The organism is Clostridium sp. AM27-31LB (assembly GCF_003480745.1).
Classification (GTDB): domain Bacteria; phylum Bacillota; class Clostridia; order Lachnospirales; family Lachnospiraceae; genus Butyribacter; species Butyribacter intestini.
Genome location: NZ_QUJS01000001.1, coordinates 346,693 through 365,347, shown reverse-complemented (window position 1 = coordinate 365,347; position 18,655 = coordinate 346,693). Strand labels below are relative to the sequence as shown.

The window sequence follows — 18,655 nt, the reverse complement described above, 5'->3', positions numbered from 1 at the left end:
CCATAATACTTTTGTATCTTTTTTATTTATAATCTTTCAAAAAGTCATATTTTAATGTAAGATCATTCTTCTTAATAAGTTCACTCACGATACTGCTCTTTTTCTCAATCTGAGTTTTTGATATTCCTACACCATTAGTCACCTTGCCATCAGCTACATACGCATTTCCATCATACCAGCTTGAATCTGCGAAAAAAGCCAACGGACTATAGTCATTTGAAAGAATATCCTTACCTATATAATAGTTACTATTGTAATCAATACCAAAAAGATTTAGTACAGTAGGCAAAATATTCATCTGCATATTTGTCCTGTCAATCTTTTCTGCTTTCATGTCACTGCTCCATATAAAAAATGGTGTACGATTTATAAGATTATTATCAGTTTCTTTGTATTTATCAAGCACAGACTTGTCATTTATGGTATAAAGATAATGATCTGCATAAGCCACTATAACTGTATTATCATATAGATTATTATCCTTTAAAGCCTGCATCAGAAGTCCAACCATATAATCAGTTTCACCAACCATAAGATCTGCCACCTGCTCCTCAGAAAGTTTTGGAATTTTTCCTTTTCCATACTTCATCTCAGCTACAAGCTTTCCAACTTCCTTTTCAGTCGTAAATGGTGTATGTGGCGTATAGGATATAATATAGTCAACAAATCTTTCACTGCCTTTAAACATTTTATTATAGAAAGTTTTATTCTCAATAAGCTTTCTATCAAGCTCATAACTAAGGTCATTTTTATCTTTACTGTCAAGCATATCCTTAAGACCATAATAATTGTCATAACCCCAGCTCTTATAATTTATTCCTCTGGAATAAAACTCACTGCTGTTCATATGAAAAGCATTGACTGCATATCCCTCTTTTTTAAACAGTTTCGCCATGGTATTATTGAATGTATTCTTATTAAATGTATATACATTTTCATTATATGAAATAGGTGTCGTAAAACCTGTATTCACAGCAAACTCTGAATTAAAAGTCGAACCACCTCCGGTATAAATAGAATAGTGATCCGTAAAATCAATGGACTCATTCTTGAGTTTATATAGATTTGGTGTGTTCTTCTTTGTCAGAAGCCATTCATCCATACCCTCCAGCTGCAAAAAAATCACATTCTTTCCTTTTAGCATACCGGTATATTTATTTGGCTTTTTCTCATCTTTCGCCTCATATATGTTTTTAAGGAATTTTCTGTCACTGTCACTTATCTTTTCCTTTGGCTTTAAAAAAGTTATATATAAATTTCTTAAAGTATATTCATAAAGTCCGGCAACTTTCATACTTTTATTTGTATCACTAAATTCATTATAAACATTTCTTGCTTTTTTAAAGCTGTTCCACTTAAGATTTTTGTTTCCGCTTCCCATTGTAACCGGGATAATCAGATGCAGACATATAAATATTACAACTGCAGCTAAAAGTTTTTTCCACTGAAAACACTCACCTTTTTTCATGTTTTTTACCGCCACAATCGCAAGTACAAATATAAAAATTGCAAGAATATATACATAAACCGGTGTATTTTTTATAGTATCAGCTATATAAGAACTTCCCTCACTTGCCAGCTCCAGCAGAGAAAAATTAAAATAAAAGTTCGTGAGAGAATAATATACAGCATTAGTCAGAAACAACACAAAACTAATAATAAACATAAGGAAGTAAAAAATCTTTCCTATAACCCCCTTAAGATATTTTGCTAATGCAATAAACAGCCCTGTCCATATTATTGTAAAAAGATTTGGCTGAATATAATATGCCGGATAAAAATCTATTTTGTATCCCATGATACGGATACTTAAATCCATGATAAAAAAAGGCAAAAACATCAGAATCTCCATTTTGTGTGATGCAATAAATCTCAAAAAACTGCTGCCTTTAGAACTGCTTCCCAAACCCGAAAAACTAAGTCCGTGTTTTCTTTTAAATCCATATAAACTCATAATGCTCCCCGTTTCTGCACTTATCTTTTGTGCATATTAGAATTTGTTTCAAGTGTACACCGACACAAATCCTGAGTGTAAAAAAATTTCCACACTCATATCTTAAAAAGTAAATTTTTTCAAACAGATTTTAATATAACACATTACAAGCATTATTTCAATCTTAATTGTTTTATCGTTTTTTTGCAAAGCAGTTCTTTTTTATTTTAATTATTTAATGTAATTGCTACTATTTAATTGATAATAAAGACCTCTTTTTTCCATAAGTTCTCTATGATTTCCTTCCTCGGCAATTCCCTTGTCAGCTATATAAAGTATCCTGTCCGCATTTCTTATCGTCGAAAGCCTATGTGCCACTATGAATGCTGTTTTTTCTGACAGTATAACATCAAGTGCTTTCTGTATCATATTTTCAGTTTCCGTATCTATCGAACTTGTCGCTTCGTCAAGTATTATCACTGACGGATTTTTAAGTATTATCCTCGCAAAGCTGATAAGCTGTTTTTCTCCTGCTGAAAGTCCCTCCCCTCTCTCTTCGAGTTCCTCGTCATATCCATGTGGCAGTCTCCCGATAAATTCATCGGCATAAATATATTTTGCGGCTGCTATGCACTCCTCGTCCGTCGCATCAAGTCTGCCGTATCTTATATTCTCCATAACAGTCCCTTTAAATATGAAAGGATCCTGCATAAGCACTCCTACTTCCTCTCTAAGTGACTCCAATGTTACTTTTCTTACATCATTTCCATCTATTTTTACTGAACCTCCGGTCACATCATAAAATCTTGTTATAAGATTTATAATTGTAGTCTTTCCTGCACCCGTCGGTCCTACAAGTGCTATCGTCTCTCCGGGCTTTACATGGAGGTTCATATTCTCAAGAATATTTATATCATCCTCATATGAAAAAGTCACATTGTCAAAATCAACCTGACCTTTTACATTATCAAGCGATACATCGCCCTCCTCATCTTTTATCTGCACTTCATAATCAATCGTATCAAACACCTGCTCAAGATTTGAGCTTACCTGTGCCATCTGCTGAATTATTATCGCTATCTGTGTGAGTGGTCCGCTGAAAAGTCCCATATAGCTTATAAACGCAACAACCGTACCTGCATCTACCTGGCTGCTTCCATTTAATATAAGATAAAGTGCAACTCCGTAAAGACAAAGTGTCCCGATATTCCAGAATATTTCAACAATCGGCGTATTTAAGTTATTTAATTTGACAATTCCCCACCATACATTGACACTCTGATTATGCAAATCCTCATAAATCGACTTATTTTTCTCAACTCTGTTATAATTCTTTACTATCTTTTCGCCCATGATAGTCTCGATAAGAAAAGCTGAACGGTTTGAAAGCTTCGCCCTGTGCCATGCAAATCTCCTTCTTATCTTATATCTCAACAAGAACACAAGAGCCATCATAGGAACTACCGTACACACGACAATAATCGTAAGCTCCGGACTGAGTGAGAGCATAAATATCGTAACAATGACAATCTTTACAAGATAGACAAGAAACATCACGACATAATTCGTAAAGAAATTTGCAAGGTCATTTATATAATCAGTGACACGCACAACAATCTTTCCGTCAGGTCTGTTGTCAAAATACTCAAAAGGAAGTTCCTGCAATTTATAAAAAATATCCTTTCTCATATCCGCAATAACACTGTGCCCCATCTGTCCCATCATACGCTGCTGTGCATAAGTAAGCCCTATATCCGTCGCAGCCAGAAAAACAAGACCACACACAACATAAAAAAGCTTAGCCATACTTTTTTCAACAACAACATCATTTATAACATATCTAAGCAGCATCGGCGGCAGCAATGCAGTACACGCTGAAACAAGCATAAGCACACAAACAATGATAAATATATGCTTATACGGCATTATATATTTTAAAATCCTGCCAAACTGCTTAATATCAATTTTTTTATGAACAACCTCATCCTCAAAATATGTATTCCTCTTAGCCATGATTTCCTCCGTCACCTTACAATATTTACTCTCGGTATCTTCTCAAAACGAGTCATTTTGACCCTGACTGATACTCCGGATTGCTTCATTGCTACGCAATTTTCGCAATCCTGCAAACACCTCCATTCTTATTGTCGGTGTTTAACATCATAATAATAGGTTTCGCATATCACTACGCACTATGCCACCGTCTGCTTTGCCATCTGCGTCTTATACACACCAGCAAAATGTCCATCAAGCTCCATCAGTTCATCAAAGGTGCCCCTCTCAACAATTTTTCCGTTGCTGAGATAAATTATCTCGTCACAATCGACAACGGATGACATTTTGTGTGCCGCTATAAGAATAGTTCTCTCCTTATAATATGTCCTCAAATTTTCAAGAAGTTTTCTTTCCGTTTCTGCATCAAGTGCACTTGTCGAATCATCAAATACAAATACCGGTGCATCCTTTAGCATTGCTCTGGCAATAGAAACCCTCTGTTTCTGACCCCCCGAAAGTCCAAATCCTTTTTCACCTACTATCGTCTGATAACCGTCAGAAAGTTCATTTATAAAATCATCTGCCATTGCTCTTTTTGCACATTCCCTCACCCTTCTCTCATCAACATCGGGGTTTGAAAATGCAATATTGCTGTCAATGGTATTTGAAAATAAGAATGCATCCTGAAAAACATATGAGATTTTTTCCCTAAGCTCTGCTGTTTTATACTCCTTAACATTCGTTCCGTTCATTTTTATCTGACCGTCATTTACATCATTTACTCTTACTATTGATTTTAATAAAATACTCTTTCCGCTTCCAGTTGCTCCGACAATACCGACCTTTTTGCCATAAGGAATTGAAAGATTTATATTGTCAAGAACCTTTTTCCCGCCAAGTTCCAATGTGACATTTTCAAACTCTATATCAGGCTTATCTATATCTTTTGCAGTTTTTTTGCCATCCTTAATCTTTGTCTTGCAATCCATAAACCTCATTATCTTATCCCCTGCAACAATCTGCTGCTGCATCTGAAAGAGAAGATTGTTTATCTGTGATACATGATCCATTATTTTCATGACATAACCTGACGCTGCAACCAGAAATCCTACAAGCATCTCACCCTTTATAACAAGCAGTGCACATAATGCGATAGTTCCAATATAAGCAGCCTGTTTTATCGAACTAAATATAACCTCGAAGCCTGCCGAAAGCTTAACCTGATTTATATATGACTGTTTCATGTTCATATTTGATTTATCAAACTTCTCTTTTTCTCTTCCCTCATTTGTAAATGACCTTACAAGACGGACAGCCTCTATATTTTCCTGAACTGTAAGATTCATATTACTGTTGCTGGTTCTTATGGCTCTGTAATTTATCTGAGCCTTTTTCCTGAATTTCAAAAGTGCCACAACAAAAAATGGTGCAAGCATAACCGGAATTATAAGCAGTGTGCTATTTATCGATGTAAGCAATACTATACACGCACCAAACACAAACATACTGTCAAACATTCCCGGAATAATTCTTCCAAACAGGTCTTTCATCATAATCGTGTCAGTATGAAGCGTAGTCAAAAGTTCACCCGTGTTGTACTCAGATACAGTCTGGCTGTCAAGTTCCATCAGCTTATCAAAAGTTACAATTCGTAAATCCGTCTCAAACTTCAACGCATACTTTTCAAACATTGTATTTTTGATATATATAAAAACAAGTCTAAAAACAAGAAGTCCAACAAACACCATCGCAATATTAAAAAACAATTCAAAACTGTGTCTTTTTCCGTAATCTCCTTCAATCAAAAACGCAAAAACTCCACTCGCCTTATTGTCGTTATCCATAATAACAAAATCAATAAAAAGCTCTGACACAAACGGAATCAGCAAATCCGCAATAATTGCAGCAAAACTCACAATCTGTAGGATAACTGCCGCCACTATGTACTTTTTCCAGTATTTAAAACCAAATTTTATCGCATCCATTCTTAATCCTTTCTTTTCGTGTGCGTACACGATTTAATCTCATATAAAGAGGGTAAATCACTACCCTCCTTATATTCTTAATGTACTCTCATAATCTTCTTAGCGAAGAATTTCGAGATGGATTTTTGATATACAATGACATTTTTGCAGTGCGTACACGGTGTGTACGACGAGAAAATGGAAACAGTATATCAGAAATCCGACCGAAATGACTCGTTTTGGTAAGATACCGAGAGTACATCTTAAAGTGTTTCACCCTCAACAATATTGTAACCGACAACGCAGTCCTTTATATCTTTCTCACCATTTATCATCCTGATAAGATTCATTGTCGCCTTTCGTCCCGTTGTCTTTATATTACAGTCAACCGATGTAAGTCTCGGTGAAATATTGTCAAGTATTGCAATATTATCAAAACCTATAATACCGACATCCTCCGGCACTCTGATATTATTTTCCCTAAACATCGTCATAAGTCTGACCGCCGGGGTGTCATTACGGCAAATGAAGACCTTTTTCATACCGTCTTTTCTTTTTGCTATCCCAACAAGCTGTCTTTCATCCATATCTTCAAGGATTTCACCATCGCCGAGCATCTCCTCTTTCAGTCCCTCAAGATAACCAATACGACGCTGTTCAATAGAAAAAACATTGATGCCGCCTGATTTCATCTTTTCAAAATGCGGGTCGATATATATCATTTCGTTATATCCTTTTTGTGCAAGAAAAGAAACTACATTTCTCATAATCTGACGGCAGTCAACATCAACATGGACAAAATCACACTCTATCCTGTTATATATGGTAACTATAGGAATCCCAAGTTTCTTTAAAAAAGAACTAAACTCCACGCCCTTGCCAAGTGGAAAAAGTATGATACCGTCAACACGGCGTTCTGCCATATACTTTATAGCTTCCATCTCTTTTTCAGGGTCATTGTGAGACAATGCAAGATTTACAAAATAACCATGCTCCCTCGCCGTCTGCTCTATGCTTTCAACAAGAAGTGCAAAAAAGTTGTTGCTAAGGTCAACCGAAACAATCCCTATGGTTTTTGTACTTCCGATTGCAAGACTTTTAGCAAGATGATTTGGTCTGTAATCCATCTGCTCTGCCATTTCAAGTATGTGCTGCTTAGTGCTCTCCCTGATGCCGCTCCTGTTATTGACCGCCCTGTCAACCGTTCCCTCGGAAACACCGCAGGCCTTTGCAAGTTCCTTAATTGTACATGAAATATATATCACCTCTTTTAATTGCTTATCGAAGTATTTGCGAAACTACTGTTATGTTGTGTTAATTGCTATGATATAACAAATAATTTAATTACAGCTAAAGGTCGTTTCGCAAATATAACTTTCTATCCATAAACAATATAATTTCAAATTTCCGTGTGCGTACACGATTTTTAGATATAATACCACCTTTGTTTTATCTTTTCAAGTCATTTTTTAGCTTCTTTTTTCTAAAGTGTGATGCCGTTTTACAGAATACTACCGCCACCAGTGTGCTTATTCCCGTAGCTATCAGTCCCGGTACAACAATACCTACAGGATTTACGCTTCCGTACTGACTCCTGTAGGCTATTATGTTTACGGGTATTAACTGTAGTGATGATATGTTTATTACAAGAAATGTACACATTTCATTGCTGGCACGCATCTTTATCTTACTTATATCTTTATGAGCTTTTTTTATTCTTGCTCTCTCAATCTCTGCCATCTCTTTGATTGCCTTAAGTCCCATTGGTGTTGCCGCCCAGCCTAGTCCAAGCATATTTGCAACCATATTGGCAGTTATGTATTCATTGACAACATGGTTTCTGTCAATATCAGGAAACAGAAAATGAACGACAGGTGATAAAAATTTTGTCATTCTATCCATAAGACCTGCCTGCCTTGCAACTTCCATAATCCCACACCACATTGCCATTACCCCAAGCATTGTTATTGATAATGAAACTGCTTCGCCCGCACTCTCTATTATAACATCAGACAAAGCCTGTGCTTTTCCGTTTGCAAGACCGTATGATATTCCCCCAAGAATCATAAATGCCCATATATAATTAAGCATACTTTTCCTCCAAGATTTTTTAACATTATCCCACAATCTGTAACAGTTCAGCCATAAAAAGATAATTGGCAATACAATGAGCTTGTTCATTGTATTGTTAAGTACCTTTTTATGGTAGAATAGCCTTTCATTTCTGAAATGAGAGCAAAGCCCTCGCGAGCACGCTCAGATGGAACAAATTTATTTGTTCCATCCTCACTTTGCTTTCGCGTAAATAAACAAAAGCTGCAAAGCAGCGACTGACAGCTTGCTGGCAGGTTTATGAATGTAAGAAATGCAAGACTGAACTGTTACCACAATTTTGATGTTGGGGTCAAAAGGTATTTTGCCCCTTGCATCATAATTTTATAATTACATGAATTTCAACATTGCTGTACAAACTTGAATTTCGCAGCATTTTATCTTGACTGTTAAGCAGATATTCGCAATTTGCTCTGCCGTCTGTTCATAACACTGTGCTTTTATTTCATATAAATAATATTCATTTTTCAGCTATATATGCACATTTTTATGATTTTCTGCCCGGCTTTATAACATTTTCTCTTATAATTTCACAATTACGGCTTTCCTGCATATAAATAATATTTTGCATTTTCGCAATGGTGAGTTTTCTTTCCCTGCTAAAATAACTTTTATCCTTTTAGATTTTCACTGTTTTCCCACTTACTTCCAACCGCTTACTTATTCTTCTTTATCCTGTGCGGACACACGACAAAGCATCTGCCACAGCTTATACATTCTCCGTCCCTTATATCTGCTTCATCATATTTCAAATGAACGGGGCATCTGTTTGTACAGGCACTACAACGTTCAAAGCACTGCTGCCCTTTCTTCTTTACATGAAATATCGGAAGTTTTGGAAGTAGTGAAAACACTGCTCCAAGAGGGCAGAGAAACTGACAGAAAAATCTTTCCTTAAGCATCATTCCGACTACTATCAGTAATAACAGCACAACTCCGGTAATGTATGCACCAAGTTTAAAGTTTCTGCTCGTTATAAGAGAAAATACCGTCCACGGACTGTATTTTGTAACATATTCCCCTTTTCCTAAAAAGCAAAATCCAATGACACAAATCAACACGATATATTTTAATTTTTGCAAGTAAACCTGCCATTTTGACGGTATGACAGGTAATTTTCTTCCCGTCTTTTTCTGAATAAATTCTGAGAGCATATAAAACCAGTCTCCAACAGCACCGAATGAGCAGACAAATCCACAAAATATCCTCCCAAATACAATCGTGGCAGTACATAATATCAACAGTTTTATCGCAAAATCAGATAATATGATATTTTCGCCTTTTCCTATCAGTGCCACCGCTTCTTTTACACCTGCAAATGCCTGTGAGAAAAGTGACGGCATAAGTATAAAAAATATTATCTGGACTATCACCCTGAAAATCTTTAAATTCCTTAACTTTTCTTTAACATTCATTATTTCTAAACTTTTTACCTTTCCGTAAATTTTTCTTTTTGTAGCATTTCAGTCTTGAATAAAATTTCATTTGTCAAATGAAATAATCAAAAACTGCATAGCAGCGACTGACATCTTACTATCAGATTTATTAATTTAATAAATACACTGCTGAACTGTTATTATTTTTTCTTTCCGTTTTTTATGGCATCTTTCATCGCACTTATTATCCCATTTGACGACAATGTTGCTCCCGATACCGTATCAACATCAACCGACTGTTTATCAATGGTATCATCAAGTATTTTTTTTGCCGACTCAAGATAATCTTTCGTCTCATTTTCAGCCGATAATATCTCTACTTTTTCAAGCTTATTGTCCTTTACGGTAAGACGGACTTTTATCTCTCCGCCAAATCCGTCACCGCTGCCCTCATAAATACCGTCATCAGCAAAATAAATGTTATTACCACTATCACTTACAACTTCTTTTTTATCTGTTTTTTCGGCTATTGCTTTTTTCTCCTCACCGACTTTGTGCACATTGATGCAGTATAAAGCTAGTATTCCTGCAACAATCAACAGATTAACGCTTTTTATAATAAAAACTCTCATCAGTTTACCGCCTTTTTATTTATCAAACTTTTTCTAAATATCCGTCTTTTTACCTTTCCGCCCAATCTATACCTGTATTGCTATTGCATTTTTACAACAGTTATTTTATAACAGCTTCATCAAGTGCCTCACGATACATACCTATAAGAGTTTTTGATGTACAGGTCGCACCTGACACCGCATCAAACTCACCATTTAGTGCCGCATTTATCTGAGTCAGAAGTCCCGGAATTTTCTTTGTTCCGTTTACCGATTTATTATAGTAAAATCGATTTGTCTCATCTGAAAGAACCACATTTGAAAATCCTGCAAAGTGATTGTCATTAAATAACAAATCTGCCGAAATCGTATATTCCTCAAATGCTTTTGACTCATCAGGATATACCGTTGCCACTTTAGAATATGTACCGCTTCTAAGCAGAATTGACGGCTCAGGTGAAGCCGTATCCTGCGGCGTACTGCTTGTCATAGGTTTAGAAGATGTTAGAGGCTTTGAAGAAGCCGGCATATCTGTCTGTAGAGGATTTCCTGTATTTGATGGTACTGCCGTATCTGCCGGTGCAGGTACTTCAACCGGAATTTTTGAAGGAGCGGGAGTTTTCTGCGGTTTTATCCCTCCTTTTTTTGCCGCCTTATTAAGTGCTTTCAGATACAGGTTCACTATTGTTTTTGAGGAACAGGTAGCTCCCGATACCGCACTTATCCCATCTGACGACTGCCTGCTTATTATCTGTCCGACAACACCCTTTGCTCCTGATGCTCCATTCGCCGCTCTCATGTAATAAGTCTTGTTTGCTTCGGCTGTTGATAAAAAATCTGCTATCTCTACGCATTTTCCTTTTGAAAATTTCACAACCGCACTAAGTGAATATTTTTCAAAATCTTCATTTTCATCAGGCTCACATACCGCACTGACTTTGTAATTTCCGTCTGCTATACTGCTTTTTGGCACTTTTTTCTTTTTATCAACTTTTATTGCCACAGGCTTTTTTGTCGAAACAGGCATGGTAGTCTTTTTTAATGCAGTTTTCCTTATCGTCTTTCCATCTGCCTTTGCAACTGCCTTATTATAAGCATCCATATATGCATTTATAATTGCTTTTGACGAATATGTAGCCCCCGATACCGCATCTGCATCAGACACATTTTTCCCTACAAGCCTGTTTACCATGCCGCTCCATGCATTATTCATAAATGCATTATTTGCACTGTCCGTATTGCCTGACATTTTCATCCCATAAACCGCAACTGTCTCCCCATTTTTAAACCTCGCCTTCAGACTTACCGTATAGCCGAATTTTTCACAGATACTCTCACCGCTAAATTCTCCGTCAGCAGGTTTCCCGCTCTTTTTCTTTGTATCAGCAACAGCCGTTACTTTTGTCTTTGTATCTGTATCGCTTAACTTTGTATCTGTTTTATCAGTATCCGCCTTATCCTCTGATTTCTGCTTAGTATCATCATTTCCGCCAGATGTATCCGCTGAAATATTTTTCTCAATTTTCCTGTAATGCGCAAGGTCATTATTTGCAACATATATTCCACGAAGTGAAAATCCGGCTATCACTATTGATGGAATAATAAAAATCAGCATTTTAAGATTTTTGATAAGATTTTTTGGTATATTTATCTTTTCAAAAACCTTATCTTCTCCTGCTGTATTTTTTGCAGCAACATTTCCCGTATCCTCAATATTATTCTTTCCCACAGCCTTATCTTCAATGTTATTTTTTTCTATATTTTTATCTGTATCCTCAATATTATTCTTTTCCGTAATCCTACCTTTCAAATCTCTTCCTCACTTCCAGGCAATCTCTATTTTATAATTTGCAAATACATTATATTCACACATATTTTCACCAATCAAATCTCCAGACACCAATTATTACTCTATGCAATAGGCTTTATTTTCTTTCTATCCATTTTTATTTTTTCAGGCATTATTTTTCCATAACCCCGTATAACGCACAAAACGGAAGGCTCACCATGATGCGACACTATCGCACCATATATAATACCTTCCTTTTTATTTTGCCTATACATATTTACAAACCTATCATAATATGTAATTAAAATTAGTTAAAAACTATTTAACTTTCACATTCTTTACGGCAGACCATTTACCTGCTGTTTTTCCACTTCCTACAGCTTTTACTCTTACAAAGTATTTTTTACCTGATTTTAATCCGCTTACTGTCAATGTTGTTTTCTTTGTAGTCTTTGTTGTTGGCTTTTTAAAGTTTTTTGTAAGTGAATACTGAACCTGATAACTTACTGCATTAGCTGATTTCTTCCAGCTTACTACCGCTTTTGCTTTTTTAGCTGTTACCTTTACGCCTGTTGGTGTTTTCGGTGTCTTTACAGCTTTTACAAGATTTTTCATTGCGTCGCTTAAATGATTGTAAGCTTCATCTACAACCGCCTGATAATGAGCTGTTTTTGCAAGTTCTTCCTCTGCTTCTTCAAGCTCTCCTGCAAAATTCTTCCAACTGTCCGCTGTGTAATTAGCTTCTTTTAATGTCTTCGCATCTTTAACAAGTGCTTCAAGCTTGCTTGTGTCGGCATTTTCAGTAGTTGTAACCGTGTCAACGATATTGTCCTCTGTCACTTCAAAATCAACTGTTGTGTCCTCAAAACCAAGTGCATAGACTGTAATACTCCAATAGCCTGTTCCGTCTGTTCCACCCGGAAGTGCTGCTCTATATGAATCTGTAAGACCAAGCTGAATACCCATTGCTTTGTGCATCCAGTTGTCTGCCGCAAATTTTGTACCAAATGCTGCAAGTGCATTTTTGCGTGTAGAGTCATTTCCATAATATGTCCACTTTACAGCCTGCATCTTTGCACCGAGTGCACCGTAACCCTCGCCTTTTGATGTATCTGCATCATCTGCATTGTTTAAGTCTACTCTTAAAAATTCACCATAACTTCCATTTGCTTTCTGAACCTGAGTTTTCAGCTTTGAAGCTTTTGCAAGTGTCTCATCCTTTATACCAGAATCATTTCCCGTCTTTCTTGCACTAAACTTAAATGTTCCATCTTTCTGCTCTGCCGCAGTCTTAAGACCGTTTGTATTTGCAGTAACATCTGCTTTAAGGTCATAAGCCGAAAGATTCATCTCACTGTAACCACCTGCAAGTTCACCGTCATTTTCAACAACTTTATAGATTTTCTTAAAATCTGAAAGTTCAGATGTCTTTACGGCAACAGGAACATATTTAAGACCTGTAACTTTGTATTCTTTTAATTTTGTCTGTGAACCATCAGCCTTTGTGATAGTTCCTTTGCTATATGATACACTTGTTCCGTCTGTGAGATAAAGTGTTTTTCCATCTGCTGACCAATGAGATACATTAAACTCACTTCCATCTTCACCATAGATAACAGTATCACACTGATAACTTCCTCTATGAAGTCCATGATTTGTAGTTGCTCTTGAAACAGCATCAAAAGCACCTTTATCCAACTCTCCTCTTGCATCAGCCTCAGTGTTTGCATCAGTCATACTCTTTGTACTCTGCAGGTAAATATCCTCTGCATCCCAATACTGATCCCATGTAAGTCCGGCATAAAGATATGTATAATCATCTGCTGCCTTTGTTTTAATGTCTGCTGCATATCCCAGTGTGACAACCATTGCCGTTGACAATGCGACTGCAATGCTTTTCTTAATAATTTTCCTCATCGTTGCTGTCTCCTATCATGTGTATTTGTATAATAAATGTTTTGTCCGTTCATGATAAATATCTTTAAAGTTAATTGTATATAACTTTAGTAAGATACCACTTACTTAGACATCAACCATTATATTTCCCATATAACATGAAGTCAAACACTTTCTTGCTTAATAAACAAAACTTATCAAATAAAACACTTAAATATTATTTTACAACAAAATAGAGAGCCGGCATAACCGACTCTCTATTTTGGATAATAAATGAGAAAATTTATGTTACAAATATAAACTTATAACCTATTTAACCTTTACTGTCTTTGTTACTGTCTTATAACCAGACTTTGTAACCTTTACAGTAATCTTTGTGTTCTTCTTAAGTTTAGAAGAAACCTTCAATGTGAAATTCTTTCCACTTACTTTAGCTGTTTTAGCTTTATCTTTTCCAACTGTAACTTTTACTTTTGCTTTTGCAACTGAAACAGATCCTTTAACAACCTTTGTTCCTGCCTTTGCTGTAACTTTCTTTACAGACATTGACTTCTTCTTAGAAGATGATGAGCTGTTTGACTTGTTTGATGCTGATACCTTTTTATACTCTGTAGTTATACCAGAAAGTCCAACTTTTTCACCTGTAATATGAACCTTAAGTGCATCTGCTGCATTAGGAACATTACAATTTGCTACAAATTTATAAGATTTTGATGAATCTGCATTGCTTACAATCTTGTTTGTGATAGTAATTTTTGAGCCAACTCTCTTTACTGTTACTGTAACCGAAGCATCTTTCATAACTTCAAGGTATGTATTCCAATCAGCAGCACCATCGCCCCACTCCATAGTTGAGCCATCATCAAGCCATGTTCCTGCAAACCATCCAAAGTTATCTGCACGAGTTGAAATGTACTGTCCTGCTCCGTCAAAAATTTCTACGATGTAATTGTCCCAGTTGTTTGTTCCAACTGATTTGTTTGTAAATTTATATACAAGCTGGAAGTTTCCGCTAACATCTTCATCACCTGTATTTGCTGTAAATGCATCTCCAATATCAAGATCCTTAACTGTTGCATCACCAACTGCCGCTTCTGCTACATTCTTGTTTGCTGGTACAGCAACTACTGCTGTTGAAAATGCCATTGTTGTTGCAAGTGCGATTGCTAAAATTTTCTTTCTCATGTCTAATTCTCCTCTCGATTTCAATTTATTAAAGTTTTCGTAAACTATTTTAGTTTTTATTATAATAACATAGATATTACAAAAAGTCAACATAAAAATAAAATATTTCATATATTTTTTTCATATTTTGCACAATTTTTATTAACACAACAAAAATGCGTAGTGAAATTTTTACAATTTCACTACGCATATGTAACTGTTTTATATACAGTTTATACTAAACTATCTGTAATCAAACTTTGATTTAATTATTTAGCGATAGCTTTAACCTGCTTTGGAGAAAGTGCTTTGTTCCAAAGTTTAACATCATCGATGTATCCCTTGAATCCTGTATCCCAAGCATTAAGTCCGAGGAAGAACTTGTTAGAGTTTGACATAGTTCCCTTTGCAACTGTTCCGTTTCCGAAAAGTTTTCCGTTTACATATGTCCAAGCATGGTAAGATTTAACATATGTCTTTTCACCCTTTTTACCATACTCACAATAACCCTTCTTATCCCAAGAAGTCTTCTTTGTATTTACAACGAGTGTGATGTGTGTCCATTTTCCTTTTGATACTGCAAGGTCTGCTGTCCACTTACCTTTTTTATCCTGGTGACCATACCATGGGAACTGATCATTCTTTCCATTTGATACACTGTGTGACCAGATTGTAGGAGAGTTAGACTTGTTATCAAGCCATGAATCCTTTGTAATTGAAAGCCACTTTGTGTTCTTAGGATCTGTAATATGGCTTCCTGTGAAGAACATAGCCATGAAGTTTGAAAGGTCTGTCTCAGGTTTAACCCAGAATGAAACTGTCCAAGAACCGTTTCCAAGCTTAACACCTTTAAGCTCAGCACCCATAGAAGCTGCCTTTCCACCTACTGTTCTTGAGATGTAAAGAGCCTTTCCATGTTTACCTTTCTTATACTGAAGCTTTGCTTTCTTGTTTGCTGTAGGTAAAACACCTGTCTTTGTCTTTCCTGTTCCACCACTTGCTGTATCACCTTTACGAGCAACTCCTACTACTTTTTTGCTTGCACCATTCATGCTGAATGTGTACTTTGGCTTTGGAGCTGATGCTGCATCTGCTGCTGTCTGTGGCTGTGCTGCATAAGCTGCTCCTCCAACAACCATAGCTGCTGCTAAAACTCCGCTTAATAATTTCTTATACATTGTTTTATTCCTCCTTTTAATAAAAGAATATGTTTTATTGATTTGTAAATTATTTTAGCATTAGTTACCTATTTTGTCAACAGTTTATGACTAAATTATTAACAATTCGTAAATATAACTTTTTTTGTATATTTATTCATAAAGTATTTTACGAATAAATGATTTTTCATATACAAGACAAATCATGCTTAAAACCACCGCATTATCAGGCAGCTTATGCTAAAACAAAATATCTGCTTTATCTTTTTTTATTTCTTAATCTTTATTTTGATTGATTTGACAGGTCCAGTAAGTGTCTTTCCGTTATACTCTCTGTAGGCTTTGACAGCTACCCAGTAAGTCTTTCCTGCCTTAAATGTTGTCTCTTCTGATACAGTGCACTTCTTGCCTGTTACTTCCGTAGCATATTTAAACTTACCGTTTTTGCTTGTCTTATAATATACTTCATATCCTGTTACTTTTGATGAATAGTTCCATGAAAGTACGACTTTCGCCTTTTTAGCTTTTTTCTTCTTTGTTACTTTTGCTTTAAGACTTGTAACAGCTTTAAGTTTTGGCATTACTGTCACACCCACTGAAACAGTCTTTGTGATGTCACCCTCTGTGTAGGATACTGCTGCATACTGCGTTCCTGTTTTATTTACATTTATATTTGAATAATCAACCTTGTAATCAGATGCAGCCAATGTTTTCTGCGTCTCATCAGAGTAGATTGCCTTTACATTAGAGAAATTAATTTTCTTAATCTTTTCTCCCTGTGTTATGACATTTGTTCCTGCCGAAAGACTGATACCGCGAAGTACAGTTGTCTCACTGTTCTCACCTACAATAAATGTTGCGGCTGCCTTGTCTGTGCCGTCTGTTATCTTAAGTGTATTATTTACTATTGTAAGATACTGTCCCGGCTTATAAACACTCTCAAATGAAACTCCATCCTCAGAGCCGTCAAGTGCCTTTACACTTCTGAATGTCTGTCTTTTTGCCATCTCATCAGTACCGGTTGAATCCTGGTTAAGTGTAACCTTGCCATTATCATTTACAGTAAGATAAAGTCCTGATTTATTTTCAGACTGGATTGACACATATGCAGGTTTTGTCTTGTCAGACTTACCGTCTGTGAGTACCCACTGTGCGTCTTTTACATCAGAATATCCCATAGCACCTACATAAACATTTTCATAAGGATAATCTGCATCATCAAACGAATTAAGGAAATTTTCATGTGCAAGAACGCCAGCACCCGCCTTTGTGTAAATTTTTGTAGTGCTTCCTGCTATGCCTGCTGTTGTCTCAGGTACTTCATCAATACTTCCGTCTTCATTAAACTTAAGTTCAGTTATGTTTGCAACTCTGCGGTATCCGTTTCCACCTGCAAGTGCACCATTGTGATAGATAAAATATGTCTTTCCTTTAAAATCTATAACTGCCATATGGTTTGTGTTTGATGTGACATTTGGTCTTGCGATTTCTTTTCCCTCTGACCACTCGCCATTTAATAAATCATCGGTGGTTGCATATGACATTCCCTCTCTCCATCCTGAAGCATAGAAGAGATAATACTTTCCATAGTAATTGCCATTTGCATCCTGTCTTCTGTAAAGCCATGGTGCTTCAGTATATGAAGTAACTGATGTTTTCTGGATAACATCAGCAGTCTTTGTTGATGTGCCGCCTGTAATCTTTCCATCACCATTCTGGTCTTTTACCGAAATCATATCATCATTTAACTCACAGATATAATAATTTCCATTTCCCCATGCAAGATAACGGTGCTCCTCGCCCTTGTCATCTTTTTCAATCCATACTGTAGGATCGATGTCATTCCATGTGCTTGACTCAGTACCAAAATCAGTAACCTTACCGCTCACAACAGGCTTTCCTAAATCCTTAAACGGTCCTGTAGGACTGTCTGATACGGCAACACCGATAGACTGCTGTCCATTACCTGATGTCGCATCCCATGTGCAATAGTAGAAATAATATTTTCCATTGTGCTTAACAGTCTGAGCTGCCCAAGCCGATGTGCTTCCTGTTGCCCATGAAATATCTTTGGCACTCATTATCTCGCCCTCATATTTCCAATTAACAAGATCCTTTGTAGAATAGCAGATCCAGCCGTCAATATCATATACTTTATCGTTTACTTCCTGATCTGTTGACACATCATGTCCCGTATAAAGATAGACCGTATCTCCGTCTACCATAGCTGACGGGTCACCGCCATATGTAAGTTTGCCATTGTTGTCATATCCGCCTATAGGATTTGTGTACTGGCTCTTTGCCACTTCAACTTCACCCTCTCCGAGCGGTTCTTTAACTATACTGCTGCCTGATGTTACAGACACTTCCGTCTCAGATGCTTCTGCTTTGTCTGAACCTGAAAAACTGTTTACCGCAGGAACAGATGTAGCAACAAGGCTGAGTGCAAGTATGCTTGCAAATAATTTTGTCTTTCTCATACTGTGTTCTCCTCCCAAGAAATTTGTTATTTTATAATTTTTAGCAAAACAAAAATTATTTTATAATTTGTTTAATATTATATACAATTTATGCAAAACTTGCAATATAAAAGATGGATTTTTTTAGGTTTTTTATGCATTTTACATATTTTTGACACAATTATTTTAGTTTTTTTCA

The 18,655-nt window shown here is 36.2% G+C and carries 12 protein-coding genes; all 12 read right to left on the bottom strand.

The window, feature by feature from the left end; genetic code table 11:
* Nucleotides 1-22: 22 nt before the first annotated feature.
* Complete coding sequence (locus DW721_RS01455; RefSeq protein ID WP_118744562.1) at nucleotides 23-1,954, bottom strand: alkaline phosphatase family protein; 1,932 nt, start codon at nucleotides 1,952-1,954, stop codon at nucleotides 23-25.
* A gap of 210 nt (nucleotides 1,955-2,164) precedes the next feature.
* Entirely contained in the window at nucleotides 2,165-3,946 is a 1,782-nt protein-coding gene (locus tag DW721_RS01450) for an ABC transporter ATP-binding protein (RefSeq protein ID WP_118498124.1), read from the bottom strand.
* 179 nt (nucleotides 3,947-4,125) lie between these two features.
* The gene (locus DW721_RS01445) at nucleotides 4,126-5,943 is read right to left on the bottom strand and encodes an ABC transporter ATP-binding protein (RefSeq protein WP_243035921.1); all 1,818 of its coding nucleotides are present in this window, start codon (nucleotides 5,941-5,943) and stop codon (nucleotides 4,126-4,128) included.
* A 212-nt stretch (nucleotides 5,944-6,155) separates the two neighbouring features.
* The gene (locus tag DW721_RS01440; RefSeq protein WP_022014709.1) at nucleotides 6,156-7,157 is read right to left on the bottom strand and encodes a LacI family DNA-binding transcriptional regulator; all 1,002 of its coding nucleotides are present in this window, start codon (nucleotides 7,155-7,157) and stop codon (nucleotides 6,156-6,158) included.
* Nucleotides 7,158-7,341: 184 nt separating this feature from the next.
* Nucleotides 7,342-7,983 carry a nucleoside recognition domain-containing protein gene (locus DW721_RS01435; protein ID WP_055944033.1) on the bottom strand — a complete coding sequence of 214 codons (642 nt, stop codon included), beginning with the start codon at nucleotides 7,981-7,983 and terminating at the stop codon, nucleotides 7,342-7,344.
* Between the two features lie 677 nt (nucleotides 7,984-8,660).
* Nucleotides 8,661-9,419, bottom strand: coding sequence for a 4Fe-4S binding protein (locus DW721_RS01430; RefSeq protein ID WP_118744561.1), 759 nt, complete (start codon nucleotides 9,417-9,419; stop codon nucleotides 8,661-8,663).
* Between the two features lie 161 nt (nucleotides 9,420-9,580).
* Entirely contained in the window at nucleotides 9,581-10,012 is a 432-nt protein-coding gene (locus DW721_RS01425; protein WP_118744560.1) for an FMN-binding protein, read from the bottom strand.
* Nucleotides 10,013-10,112: 100 nt separating this feature from the next.
* Nucleotides 10,113-11,801: an FMN-binding protein gene (locus tag DW721_RS01420; protein WP_118744559.1), complete on the bottom strand. Its 1,689-nt coding sequence runs from the start codon at nucleotides 11,799-11,801 to the stop codon at nucleotides 10,113-10,115.
* A 297-nt stretch (nucleotides 11,802-12,098) separates the two neighbouring features.
* Nucleotides 12,099-13,697, bottom strand: coding sequence for a penicillin-binding Tp47 domain C-containing protein (locus DW721_RS01415; RefSeq protein ID WP_182436165.1), 1,599 nt, complete (start codon nucleotides 13,695-13,697; stop codon nucleotides 12,099-12,101).
* A gap of 288 nt (nucleotides 13,698-13,985) precedes the next feature.
* Complete coding sequence (locus DW721_RS01410; protein WP_118744558.1) at nucleotides 13,986-14,861, bottom strand: hypothetical protein; 876 nt, start codon at nucleotides 14,859-14,861, stop codon at nucleotides 13,986-13,988.
* Nucleotides 14,862-15,109: 248 nt separating this feature from the next.
* Nucleotides 15,110-16,018, bottom strand: coding sequence for a LamG domain-containing protein (locus tag DW721_RS01405; RefSeq protein ID WP_055944048.1), 909 nt, complete (start codon nucleotides 16,016-16,018; stop codon nucleotides 15,110-15,112).
* A 248-nt stretch (nucleotides 16,019-16,266) separates the two neighbouring features.
* A complete protein-coding gene (locus DW721_RS01400; RefSeq protein WP_118498120.1) occupies nucleotides 16,267-18,477 on the bottom strand; it encodes a family 43 glycosylhydrolase in 2,211 nt (736 codons plus the stop codon).
* Nucleotides 18,478-18,655 lie beyond the last annotated feature (178 nt).